This window comes from Marisediminitalea alba (assembly GCF_002993365.1).
GTDB classification, from domain to species: Bacteria; Pseudomonadota; Gammaproteobacteria; order Enterobacterales; family Alteromonadaceae; genus Alteromonas; species Alteromonas alba.
Window position 1 is genome coordinate 1 of record NZ_PVNP01000005.1, and the last position, 13627, is coordinate 13627.

Annotated in this window: 7 protein-coding genes and 1 pseudogene; 4 read left to right on the forward strand and 4 right to left on the reverse strand. The window is 51.1% G+C overall.

All coding sequences use genetic code 11. The features are described 5' to 3' along the window. The 4 genes and pseudogenes from C6Y40_RS24875 to C6Y40_RS00795 form a co-directional block, all read right to left on the reverse strand. Positions 1–263 (reverse strand): annotated as a pseudogene (locus C6Y40_RS24875) (IS4 family transposase); the annotation flags it as partial. 180 nt (positions 264–443) lie between these two features. Further along, positions 444–3290 (reverse strand): glycosyl hydrolase 115 family protein, encoded by a 2847-nt coding sequence (locus tag C6Y40_RS00785; RefSeq protein WP_105932871.1) that lies wholly within the window; start codon positions 3288–3290, stop codon positions 444–446. A gap of 14 nt (positions 3291–3304) precedes the next feature. Next, entirely contained in the window at positions 3305–4993 is a 1689-nt protein-coding gene (locus C6Y40_RS00790) for a glycoside hydrolase family 43 protein (RefSeq protein ID WP_105932872.1), read from the reverse strand. A gap of 251 nt (positions 4994–5244) precedes the next feature. Continuing rightward, the gene (locus tag C6Y40_RS00795) at positions 5245–6447 is read right to left on the reverse strand and encodes a XylR family transcriptional regulator (protein ID WP_105932873.1); all 1203 of its coding nucleotides are present in this window, start codon (positions 6445–6447) and stop codon (positions 5245–5247) included. Positions 6448–6679: 232 nt separating this feature from the next. Between C6Y40_RS00795 and xylB the strand changes: the two genes are divergently transcribed. The 4 genes from xylB to C6Y40_RS00815 all read left to right on the forward strand — a co-directional run bounded on the left by xylB (position 6680) and on the right by C6Y40_RS00815 (position 13309). Further along, a complete protein-coding gene (gene xylB, locus C6Y40_RS00800; RefSeq protein WP_105932874.1) occupies positions 6680–8137 on the forward strand; it encodes a xylulokinase in 1458 nt (485 codons plus the stop codon). A gap of 110 nt (positions 8138–8247) precedes the next feature. Further along, positions 8248–9567: a xylose isomerase gene (gene xylA, locus C6Y40_RS00805; protein WP_105932875.1), complete on the forward strand. Its 1320-nt coding sequence runs from the start codon at positions 8248–8250 to the stop codon at positions 9565–9567. A 67-nt stretch (positions 9568–9634) separates the two neighbouring features. Further along, positions 9635–11563, forward strand: a complete 1929-nt coding sequence (locus C6Y40_RS00810; RefSeq protein WP_105932876.1) for a sialate O-acetylesterase — start codon at positions 9635–9637, stop codon at positions 11561–11563. A gap of 24 nt (positions 11564–11587) precedes the next feature. After that, positions 11588–13309, forward strand: a complete 1722-nt coding sequence (locus C6Y40_RS00815; RefSeq protein ID WP_105932877.1) for a glycoside hydrolase family 9 protein — start codon at positions 11588–11590, stop codon at positions 13307–13309. The last annotated feature ends 318 nt before the right edge of the window (positions 13310–13627 follow it).

Below are 13627 nucleotides of genomic sequence, written 5' to 3' on the forward strand. Positions count from 1 at the left end.
CTGCCACAAAATAGTTGGCAAATAGATGCATAGATAAACGGTGTTTCACTTAATAAATGCGGGTTTGAAAGCAAGCGGTCGGCACGTTTAATCCGATGTTTTTCATAAGCTTTAGTACTAATCCCACGACCAATACTCGTTACGCTTGCTGCGCTTCCATGAAGAAGGCTTTTCACGCACGCCGTTACCACATCCCGACGCGCTTTATGCATTTTATAGCTGACAAGCGATATGACATTGTTCACAATAGATAGGGCATTCATGGCAGTTTGGTCTCGGTGATTTTTGGCGATTGATCTGATCACCAAACGTCATGAATGTTCCTATCTTTTTTTATCTTATTGATATTGCATTATTATTTGTGGGGATACCTCAGACTCTGCCCCCTTTATTTAATTAACTCTGACCCCTTTATTACGCCCCCTTTATTTCTTGATATTTTCTTAGGGTGCGCGCCTTTGGGGCGGCCCAATATAGCTGGGTTTCAGATTACCAGTATCGATGATAACCCGCTGTAATACGGCTCCTGGCGTTAAGGCTTTTACCGCCAACCGGTGGCGACCTGCCTTAGTCACAGGCAATGTAGTACTGAGTTCTTTCACGTTATCCATTACCCCCTGCGCCCAGGCTTGCTTGTCTTTTTGTGAAGGCAACGCAAGTGTAGCCACATGCTCACCATCCAGGGTTACCGCCACTTTAATGCCCGTTGCCTCATCAAACGGCAATGAAGGCGATAGCTGGAGGGTAAGCGGAAACTCGCCGGTTGAGGTAAGGAATACTGGAAACTCCAGTGCTGGCGCCTGCTGGGGTTTCAGGCTTGAGTACGGCGGCAGTGCCGCACTCATAGCTTCGCCTGTCCGCCCGTGTACCGCGACCTTATGCCAACTGCCATTCGGGGTCGACTTCACCTTGGCCTCGCTGGAATTCATCGCCACATAACCGTCTGCTTCAATAAAGTCGCCGCTAACCGGCATTGCAGTAAGTTCTGGTTTGTGCGCAGTAACTTTTATGTTCGCGCCGCCCCAGCCGGTGCCTTTCACATTAATGGTCCCCTCGTGATGGCCAACCTCTAACTGAGACCAGTCAATGGAAACCGCAACTGGTGTATCTGTCAGCAGCTCACCGCTGTTTTTTTCCAACACGATCCAGGGTTGTGAGGCTGTCGCCGACCACTTGAAAGCCTTGCCCTGCCGGTTGTACACGGTAAAGTTGCGAGTCGCTTCGCCGTAGAGCGTAAATTCCGGCAGCAACAATCCGCCGGTGGCGGGCCAGTAAGCACGGCTTCCCTCAACTGAAACGCCCATATCAGCTACAGCGGGTTGAGCCAGTGCTTTGGTTTGAACTACCGGAGGAATATTGGCCGGCGGGTTATTCCAGTACACATAACCAATGTGTGGCTGCGACATCATACGGTTCCATTTGCCACCCTTGATGCTGTGATACATTTTAGTAAGCTCGGCATCCCGTTCAAACCACGCGTTGACTGTGGCCGCCTTGGCCGACGTAGAAGCGCGATCCTGTTCGGCATACAGAGCGTTCAGCGCCTGGGCTCGGTTTAACTCAAACATGGCCTGGGTAGCCCACACCGGATGCGCAACCAGCTGGAAAAATGCATCCTGATAATCACTGTCGATGCGCTCATAAATGCTATTGGCTTTATCCGCCGCTTCGGCCAGTGTTTCGCTTATCCGGTCGGCTTCGTTGTAGTTCAGTACGCTGTAAGTTTCCGGGCTCAGCGCTTCGGGCTTACGTCGGCCGTTTTGTAGCGTATAAACTGTCAGCAACTCAGCAATATCGTTAGTAAACTGTCCGTTAAACTGACTCGCTGCCCATTCCCGGGTAAACCGTTTGGCAGACTGCGCGTTAAATGCCTCCGGATCCCAGGCCTGCGCCAGGAAAAAGCTGATAGGTAATTCCATAGGCTTTAAGTCGCCTACGTTGGTGATCCAGATTTTATCCGCACCATACTCCCAGGCGAGATTCATTTGCTCCCAGACCTTACCCAGCGGCACGGTATTGATCCACCGGTAAGACCGCGGGCCTCCCACATAATCAAAGTGATAATACACTCCGGCACCGCCGCTACGGCCGCGCTCGGCTTCGGTTGGCAGGCGGCGAATATTGCCGGCATTGTCGTCAGACCAAAGTAATGTAACATCATCCGGCACACGCATGCCCCGCTCATAGAAGCCCTGCACTTCTTTGTACAATGCCCACACTTGCGGCACTTCAGATAGTGGCTTATCCATCACATCGGCAAGAATTTCCCGCTGATCGTGAACGATTTTTTCCAGCAAGCCGATATTTTCGCCCTCGCTCATTGGCGTATCAGCCTGACCACGCATGCCAAGGGTGAAAATGCCGTCTTTATCTTTGTAACGCTTAGCACCTTCTACCCAGAAGTCGTAGAGTTTGTCGGGGTTGGTTGAATATTCCCACGGACCGCTGCCATAGCGGTTCCACTCTTTATCCGCCCGCATCATGGGCTCGTGGTGTGAGGTGCTCATTACTATGCCCATAGCATTGGCCAGATACATGTTTTGCGGATCATCGTCAGCAAAGGCATTGTTCCACATCGCCGGCCATAAAAAGTTGGATTTCAGCCGCAGCAGCAGTTCAAAAACATGCTTATAAAACTTAGCGTTATAGCCACCGAATTGCTCGTGCACCATACCGGTAAGGGCTGGCGCTTCATCGTTGAGGAAGATCCCCCGGTATTTCACTTTGGGCGCATCGCTGATATGCGTATCGGCCTTAATGTAGAGTTTGTCATGGGTGATAACCGGTACATCAGCCCACCAATACCAGGGCGACACGCCGATTTTTTCACTCAGATCATAAATACCAAAAATGACGCCGCGCCGGTCATTACCACTGATCACCCAGGCCTGTTCAACGCCGGGGAGCGGGCTCGCTATCGTATCGAGCTGATAACCTTCCCACTGCCGGGCCTTTGGCTGAACTGTGAATTGATTACTGCTAATCAGTTTATCCACCAGCGCAGCCTGACCGCGCTCACCAACGATGATCACGTGGCCTGAAAGGTCGTCTTTGTTACTGGTTAACTGAGGCTTAAGGCCGGTTACACGGAGGATATCCTGTTGCAACGATTCAGCCGCCATTCTAATCCCCGGGTTGGCGGTACTGTCTACCCAGATAGTCGCCGTTTGTTTTGCGGTGCCATCGGCCACCACAAAGTCGCCTGACGCATACTGATGGGTAACATAGTCACTCGCCAGGGCCGGTACGCACAAACACACCAATAAAATACATACAACGCGCTTTAACATGCCTTTACCTCTTATTATTTTCTGGCGTGGGGGCCAATAGTGGTACCAACAAAGCCACCCGCTTTTTGCGTACTTAGCCAGGTAGCATCCTGCGATTCGCCCACGGCCAGCCACTCACCATCCTGCTCAACAGCAAAGTCAATTAATGCTCCCTCGCCGTGAATTTTTACTTTTACTGGCTCCCCCATCGGGGTTGTCAGGGGCAGACGGGCAACAGTGGCTACCTTGCCGTCAACTACCTGTTCAACAAACGCCTCATAGCGCCCCTGCTCACCGCGTAAGCCAAGAAAATAGTGGTAGCGGGCACTTTGGAATGCCGCCAGACCAGCCTCTGCTGATGAAGCGTTGGCGATGGTCACTTCGGTAGTCGCCGCAAACGAAGCGGCAGCCTGATGCGAGCCCACATAGCTCACCATTTCCTTGCTATAAAGGGCATTCTCCAACGGCGACATAGTCAGCACGCCGTTTTCAACACTCACCCAGTGGCGGTCAAAATCCCGCGGAGTTTGCCAGCGCACGCTCAGGCTATTGCCGTCAAACTGGTCATCCCAATCGTAAAAATCCGTGCCCTGCTGCTTGCTGGTTCCAGTCGGGCGCGGGCTGGTAGGCGGAATAGGTGTTTTTGCCGGTAGAATATGCGGCCATTCATTACGCCACTCTACGGGCAGTAAAAAGGTATCCCGCCCCGTGTTATAGAGGTAATTCTCGTACGGTCGGGTGCCTAGAAACACGGCCCACCACTCGCCGGTGTCAGTCTGAATCATGTCGGCATGGCCTGCGGTATCTACCGGGTTGGGTCGCGGCCAGCTCAGATCCCGCTGGGTCAGAATCGGATTGTTTTCGTACGGAATAAAAGGCTCATCCAGAGAACGTGTGCGGAATACCACCTGCGAGTGTTGTGGCCCGGTGCCCCCCTCCGCGCAGGACAAATAATACCAGTCATTCACTTTGTAGATATGCGGCGCTTCAATCCAGATAGGCTCCTGACTAATATCTACACCGCCATTTACCAGCAGTTTGCGGCTGTCGGCTAACACTTTCTGAGCGGCGGGATCATACTCCCACATCCAGATAGCCCGGTGGCCGTTATACAAAGGCTCGCCAGGAGGGGCTTCATTATGAGTGATGTAAACACGGCCATCGTCATCAAAGAAAATGTCCGGGTCGATACCTCCGACTTCCGGTAACCAGATGGGTTCAGACCAGGGACCGGCCGGATCGCTGGCAGTGATAATGAAGTTGCCGCCGTTATCTACCGACGTAGTAATGATATAAAATAGTCCGTCATGGTAGCGAATAGTTGGCGCAAAGATCCCTCTTGAAATGCGTGCGCCGGAGAATTCCATTTGCTCTTCACGGTCAAGGGCATAACCCACCAGCTCCCAGTCGGTCAGATTTTTACTGCGTAAAATGGGTAAGCCCGGGGTATAGCTGAAAGAAGACGTGGTCAGGTAATAATAGTCACCTTTTTTGGTGATAGACGGATCAGGATAGAAGCCCGGCAAAATCGGATTGGCATATTCGCCGGCTGGCGCCGCAGGGCGGTTATTCGGCGTTGCATACTTAAACCAGTCAAAGGTCACTTCTGCAGACATCGCTGCAGGCTTAGCCGTTGCCTGCTGTGCAGACCCTGAAGAACCGGCAGAGTTACACCCGGTCATCAACAGGCCTGTCAGTAAAGATAAAATAACACGCTGCTTCATAAACATTCTCTGTGTACTAATGTGACTGGCATTTAACGTTAAAGCCCGCAAGGCTTCAACGCGCAGGCGTTATGAAAAATCTCACCAGATTTGCGTTTTTTGTGAAGTAAATGTAAACAAGCAGAAGTCGTGTGAAGCGACCGTCGCTATTTAGCTAACCTTATGAATTAAGGGGATTAAGAGATAAAAAAGTGACAAAATAGGGGCCGGAAGCAGGCTGAGTTTTGTTTACCTGCCGCCAGCTATCACATTCAGGATGCCTTGAGTGACAGGTCCTGTTCTTCCTTATCGCGCCGTGCGTCGCGGTACTCCTTGGGCGTTTGGTCAAAGTGCTTTTTAAATACCGCATACATGTACTGCAACGATGGATAACCGCAGATCTTGGCAATCTGTGAGGTGGCTTCGTCAGAATTCTCCAGCATCTTGCAGGCACGGCTTAGTTTTTCATTGTGGATCTCATTGTGAATACTGTGGCCACGTTCTTCTTTAAAACGATGTTCAAGGTTTGAACGGGAGACCCCTACGTAGTCGAGCACCTGGTCTACCTTAATACCACGGCAGGCGTTCTGCCGGATATAATGCATTGCCTGCATTACATGTGGATCGCTGATGGCTTTAAAATCGGTAGACTGACGCTCTGCAACACATTCAGGAGGGATCAGCACCGGCTTGCGCGGCTTATTATGGCCTTTCAGGATTCGGTGCAGAGTTTTAGCAGCCTGAACCCCCATTTCAAAGCAACCCTGACGCACTGAGCTCAGGCTAACCCGGCTCAGATAACGGGCCAGTTCATCATCGTCTATACCGATAACCGACATTTTATCCGGGATGAGCATACCAATATGGTCGCACACCTGCAGTAAATGACGCGCTCGCGAGTCGGTAACCGCAATGATCCCCACCGGCGTTGGCAAGCTTCTCAGCCAGTCGGCCAGACGTTTGGTTGTGTATTGCCAGGTTTCAGGCCGTACCGGATGCCCGCGGTAAACATGACACTCATAGCCCTGAGAGCGGGTGATCTCTAATACCGCATTTTCACGTTCCTGGGCCCAGCGATGATGCTCATTCACCGGTGCACCATAAAATGCAAAGCGCTGGATACCTTTTTGTCTGAGGTGCTCAAAGGCAGCCTGGATGAGGGCGTAGTTATCGGTTGCAACATAAGGCACATCGGGATAATCGGCCGGATTCTCGTAAGAGCCCCCTATGCCCACCACCGGTACATTGGCCTTATGCAGAGCAGCCTGAATTTCCGGGTTATCATAATCGGCAATAATGCCGTCACCACTCCATTCATCCAAATGGTCGAGGCGCGCCATAAAGTCTTCTTCCAGATACAGATCCCAGTCAACCTTTGAGGTTTGCAGGTAGTCACCTACCCCCGCAATAATGCGTCGGTCATAAATTTTATTGGCATTAAATAAAAGCGTAATACTGTGTTTATTCTCAAACATGAACTGCTCCGTGCTAACCGATTGTGCCCGTAGTGATTAATGTTTCGCCCTGAAGCTGTATACCAATTAACCACTTTGTTTAAATTAAATAACTTTTTTTTACGATATTTCTTCTTTCCGAGCATACTAATACACCTTGTTCGAATTAACAAAAAAGTAACAAATTTTCGTAATTGCGATTTAGTGATTTCGCAATCAGCATAAGCGCCTAATCTTTCCGGTGAGAGTAACTATGTATATTGGTATTGATCTTGGCACATCAGGTGTCAAAACCATTTTGACCGATGAAAGCGGTAAAGTGGTGGACTCAGCGTCCTCTTCATTAACGGTAGCCATACCGCAACCGCTGTGGTCTGAACAAAATCCAGAGGATTGGTGGACAGCAACCTGTGCAACACTGGATGAATTAAAGCAGCGTAACGACTTATCGGTTGTTAAGGCGCTGGGTCTGGCAGGGCAAATGCACGGCGCTACCCTGCTGGATAAAGTGGGCCAGGTGTTACGCCCGGCTATATTATGGAATGACGGTCGCAGTGAAGCCCAGTGCCGAACGCTGGAAAGCACTATAATAAAAGCACGGGTAATCACTGGTAACCTGGTGATGCCGGGATTTACTGCTCCCAAATTATTGTGGATAAAAGAAAACGAGCCGGACATTTTTAAACAGGTGGATAAGGTCCTGCTACCGAAAGACTACCTGCGCTATAAACTCACCGGTGAGTTTGCGTCTGACATGTCAGATTCGGCCGGTACAAGCTGGCTGAACACCGGCGAGCGTAGCTGGAGCAAATCCATGCTGATGGCCTGTGGTTTAAGTGAAAAGCACATGCCAACACTCTATGAAGGTAACGAGATCACCGGTTACCTTACAGCTAAGACAGCCAAACGCTGGGGCATGAAAGCCGTTCCGGTAGTGGCAGGCGCTGGCGATAATGCAGCAGGAGCTGTAGGCTGTGGCATTGTTGATGCCGGCCAGGCCATGCTGTCGCTCGGCACCTCCGGGGTTTATTTTGCGGTGACCAATGATTACCGCAGCGATCCGGAATCGGCGGTACACAGCTTTTGTCATGCCGTAGGACACCGCTGGCATCTGATGTCGGTAATGCTTAGCGCAGCCAGCTGCCTTGACTGGTTTGCCAAAAACTCTGGTTACAGCTCCGTTGCCGAATTGTTTGACGACGTGGTTAACAATACCCGGCCGGATGATCCGAATACGCCGTTCTTTTTGCCTTATTTAACCGGCGAACGCACACCACATAACAATCCCAACGCCAAAGCTGGCTTTTTTGGATTAACCGCTTCCACTACGCGGGCGCATATGGCCCAGGCTGTGGTGCAGGGCGTCTCTATGGCGTTGGCCGACGGTATCGACGCGGTGCACGGCTGTGGCATCCAGGTAGACGGGATTAGTCTGATTGGCGGCGGAGTTAAAAGCACTTACTGGCGTCAGTTGCTGGCCGATGTCAGCGGCATTGCCATGAATTATCGCAAAGGCGGTGATGTAGGGCCGGCTTTAGGTGCAGCCAGGCTGGCACAGCTGGGTGTTTCACCACAAACACCGGTTAGTGATATTTGCCCGGTACCAGAGCTGGTTGCCAGCTACGAGCCTGATTCTGCGCTTAAAAACTACTACGATCAGCGGCGCCAGCAGTTCCGCGAGCTATACTTTTCACTTCATTCACAATTTTAACAAAAAACACAAAAGTCGATGAAGTTTACATAATTGTCGAATACACGCCGATTGCACAGTATTAGCAATCATCAAAATAACGGGCCATTCGGCCCACTCAGGAGTTAACTATGGCGGATTTTTTCCAGGACATCAGCCCAATCCAGTACGAAGGTGCTGAGTCCACTAACCCACTGGCATTCAAACACTATAACCCCAAAGAAGTGGTGTTAGGCAAAACCATGGAAGAGCATTTACGCTTTGCTTCCTGTTACTGGCACAACTTCTGCTGGGATGGCGCCGATGTGTTTGGTGGCAATACCTTCGACCGTCCCTGGTTACAGCCAGGCGATGCTATGGAGCGGGCAAAACAAAAAGCGGATGTCGCCTTTGAGTTTTTCAGCAAACTCGGCGCACCGTACTACTGTTTTCACGACGTTGACGTAGCGCCAGAAGGTGACAGCGTTAACGACTATATTCGTAATTTCAGCGAAATGACGGAAGTACTGGCGGCCAAACAGGAAGCCACCGGCATGAAACTGTTATGGGGCACTGCTAACGTCTTCAGTCACCCGCGTTATATGTCAGGCGCAGCGACCAATCCGGATCCGGAGATCTTTGCCCGCGCAGCAACTCAGGTATTTCACGCCATGAACGCCACTAAAACCCTTGGCGGTGCTAACTATGTACTGTGGGGTGGCCGTGAGGGTTACGAAACGCTGCTCAATACCGACCTCAAGCGTGAGCGTGCTCAGCTTGGCCGCTTTATGAATATGGTAGTGGGGCATAAACACAAAATCGGTTTTGACGGTTTGCTGCTGATAGAGCCAAAACCTCAGGAGCCAACTAAACACCAGTACGATTACGATACGGCAACCGTTTATGGCTTCCTGAAAGAATTCGGCCTGGAAAAAGAGTTCGCGGTCAATATCGAAGCCAACCACGCAACGTTATCCGGCCATTCCTTCCACCACGAAATTGCCACGGCATTTGCACTGGGTGTGTTCGGTTCGATTGATGCCAACCGCGGTGACGCACAGTTAGGCTGGGATACTGACCAGTTCCCTAACAGCGTGGAAGAAATGACGCTGATCTGCTACGAAATTCTTAAAAATGGCGGTTACACCTCAGGTGGCTTTAACTTCGACACCAAGTTACGTCGTCAGAGTATTGATGCGGCGGATCTGTTCCACGGCCATATTGGTGGTATGGATACCTGTGCTCTGGGGCTGAAAAAAGCCGCAGCAATGCTTGAAAACGACTTTATTGCCGATGCGAAAGCCAAGCGTTACGCAGGCTGGAACGGCGAGCTGGGCGAGAAAATCCTCAACGGTGCTTTCTCTTTGGAGTCACTGGCCGGCTTGACCACTGAGCAGCAGCTTAACCCTAGACAGGTGTCAGGCAGCCAGGAACTGCTGGAAAACCAGGTCAACCAGGTTATCTTCCGCTAAGCCGTTATTTTTACTTAAAAAGTGCAGACAGCCTCTGCACTTTTTTTGTTTCTGAAGGAGACATAATTTGATTCGGTTACTTTTGCTATGTACCTGTCTTATCGCGCAATGTGCAGGAGCAGCCACCACATTACACCGGCTTATTTCAGACCACGCCGTGTTACAACGCAATAAGCCTGTTCCGTTAACCGGCACCACAGATTCAAAAGCACCGGTTCAAATCTTGTTTGACGGCGAACTGCTGGGTGAAACCAGCGCAACCAACGGCAAATGGCGGTTTGAGTTACCAGCACACCCCGCCGGCGGCCCTCATCAGCTTATTATCAAAAGCAACGACACCCTGACGGTTAATGACTTGTACTTTGGTGATGTGTGGCTGACCTCCGGGCAGTCAAACATGGAGCTGACCATGGCCCGTGTTGAAGAGGCCTACCCGCTTGATGTTGCCGAAGCAGACTTTCCGCTGATCCGCGAATTCACTGTGCCCGATACATACCGTTTCGATGGCCAGAACAGCGATTACAGCGGCGGCCAGTGGCGCAGTGCCACACAGCAAAACATTCGCCACCTGTCAGCCGTAGCTTACTACTTTGCGCGCCAGATCCACCTTGATCAGAATGTGCCCATAGGTATTGTGAATGCGTCATTAGGGGGCTCGCCGATTGAAGCCTGGATGCACAAAGATATTCTTAGCCCCTATCCTGACAAAATTGCTGCCGGTGAACGCTTTGCCGATCCGGCAGTAGATAAGCAAACCCGTAAAGACGATAAAGCCCGTTCTGATTCGTGGTATGCCAAACTTCATCAATCCGACGAAGGATTGCAGTCAGAGGTTAAATGGTACGATCCGGAATTAGACGACAGTGCCTGGCAAGCTATCACAATGCCGGGTAACCTGCCGACCAACGGCAAAGAATTTATTGGCGTTTGGTGGCTCAGAAAAACACTCCACCTGGACGAGGTACCCGCGGAGCCTGTCACACTCCGATTAGGACGCATTGTTGATGCCGACACGGCGTATATTAACGGTCATGAAGTTGGCGGCACAGGTTATCAGTACCCTCCACGGCGCTACAATGTTACGCCGGACATGCTTAAGAAAGGCGAAAATGTTATTGCCATTCGCATTACCTCCGGCGGCGGTTCAACAGGATTTGTACAGGACAAGGCCTACTTTTTAGGCACCGACAACGCGCGCTACCCACTGGCAGGCGAATGGCACTATAAAATTGCTGCCAAAATGCCCCGTCTGGCTGGCTCCACGTTTATCCGCTGGCAACCCATGGGACTCTACAATGCAATGATAGCGCCAGCGACCCGCTTCCCGCTTACCGGGGCCCTGTGGTATCAGGGTGAGTCGAACAGCGGCGCGCCCAATGACTACGCAGAGAAGCTAACCGCTATGATTAATCACTGGCGTGGCCAGTGGCAACAGCCGGACATGCCTTTCATTATTGTTCAGCTAACCAATTTTATGGCTCGACAGGCACAACCTGTCCAGAGCAACTGGGCAGTTCTGCGAGACCAGCAACGCCAGGTTGGAACGCTTGATAACACCGCTTCTGTGGTCACCCTTGATGTGGGAGAATGGAACGACATCCATCCGGTCAATAAGGCTACTGTAGGAAAACGGCTTGCACTGGCTGCCCGCAACATCGCCTACGATCAGGACATTGCTTATCAGGGCCCTGTACCGACTACAGCAGAGCGACAGGACGACAAAGTCATTGTGCACTTTAGCCATACCGGCGATGGCCTGACTGAAGCATCACCCTTAACGCAGAGCTTTGCTATTGCTGGCGCTGATAACCAGTACTACTGGGCTGACGTACGCATTAGCAACGACAAGGTGATTCTATCCAGCGCTAAGGTCAGTCAACCGCTTCACGTTCGTTATGGCTGGGCTGATAACCCCGAACCCGGTTTATTCAGTAGTACCGGGCTTCCCGCAGCGGCTTTCAGTATGGCCGTCACCAGCGCAACCAATGCTGATTAATCTTTGTTTCAGGCCGGAGTAAATATGAGCACTACACTACTATCATTCAGCAAGCTGGCGATGTCTTTATCACTGGTTTTCGCCATAGGAGCCTGTTCGGGCGTTAACAGTACAAGCAGCACTGCCAGCTCCGCAACCGCCGATAGCGGCTCGCAGCCCGTTGAATTCTATGCCAATCAGGTTGGCTTTTTACCGCAGCAACAAAAGCATATCGTAGTAAGAACTTCGCAAGCTGTTTCTTTTCGGGTAACCAACACCGCCAGCGGTCAGACAGTTCTGGAAGGAACTACCAGTTCACCGGACTACTGGCCACTTGCAGATCAAACCGTGGCTATAGCAGACGTGAGCAGTATTACGGCTCCCGGTCTGTACCGGCTGTCTGTAGGCGACAACAGCTACACCACATTCAGTATTTCAGTTCAGCGCGTGAGCGCCCTGCATGACGCGGCGATTAAAGCGTATTATTACAATCGTGCCGGCATGGCGCTGGACCCGGCCTTTGCCGGCAAATGGCACCGTGAAGCCGGCCACACGGACACCCATGTAATTAACCTCAACGAGCCGAAGATTAGCCTGGCAAGCCCCAAAGGCTGGTACGACGCCGGTGATTACAATAAATACATTGTTAATTCAGGCATATCTACTTACACCCTGATGCGGGCATACCTCGACTTCCCGGATTTTTATGTGCAGCGACGCTGGAATATCCCGGAGTCCACCAATAACCAGCCCGATTTACTCGATGAAATCAGCTGGAATCTGGACTGGATGCTAACCATGCAGGACACCGACGGCGGCGTTTTTCATAAGCTCACCACGTTAAATTTTGCCCCGGCAGTAATGCCGGCAGAGGCCACAGAGCAGCGTTATGTAGTGGCCAAGGGAACCGCCGCGTCACTCAATTTTGCAGCGGTGATGGCAACAGCTGCCAGAGTGTATCCGCAACAGCAAAGCAATTTTCTGGCAGCAGCGAAAAGAGCCTGGCAGTGGGCATTAGAAAACCCGCAAGTAGCCTATAAGAATGCGCAAAACGTAAAAACCGGGGAATACGGCGACTCATCTTTTAACGATGAATTTGCCTGGGCCGCCAGTGAGCTTTTTGTTACCACCGGCGAGCAGGACTTTCTCATTGAGGCGCACCGTTATCTGGGCTCCCCATCCACTCCGGGCTGGTCTGATACTATGGGATTGGCTTATCTGTCATTACTCTCTGAGCAAGGGCAAAACGCCCTTCCAGCCAAGCGCTACCAGGAGTTAAAGACGCGCTTTCTGGACTACGCCGACGCACTGGTAAAAACCAGTCAGGCATCACCATTCAGAACAGCCATGACTGCCAACGATTTTGTGTGGGGTAGTAACGGCGTTGCCATGAACCACGCTATGGTTTTAGCCAGCGCTTACCGGATGAGCAATAACCCCGACTACCGTCATACCTTCACCGGCCTGGTGGACTATGTACTGGGGAAAAATCCGGTGGACTACAGCTACGTCACCGGGTTTGGTGAAACATCGCCACGTTTTATCCACCATCGCCAATCCCATGCCGACGGTATTGCCGAGCCGGTACCGGGCTTTTTAGTGGGCGGCGCCCAGAACGGCCAACAGGATAACTGCCAGTACAGTGCCTCGTTGCCGGCCACTTCATACAAAGACAACTGGTGTAGCTACTCTACTAATGAAGTAACTATCAACTGGAATGCCCCATTGGTGTATTCGCTGGCAGCAATGCTCACCCTTACAGAATAAGTATGCGGGGGGGATAACAAATGTTAACTATTTGTTACCCCCCGCGCTTCCGCCACACTTGTATTATAATAATTCAAATAAACCAATAAATCCCACAAAATCAGACTATTAGCCATTACCCTTACAACTTTTTGTTAATTCTATGTTGCGATATATGATTTCCAGCTTGTGATATTTTAACATCCCATTGATAGTTATTCCGGCTTCAACGAGTATGTTCCCACCATAGTTGGCTTTCAAAATAGCGGTTACCAGCCGGTCAGCTTCAAAGCCAAGTAAATGGATAACAATAACTCCATACTATTCCAGCGGAGAAGT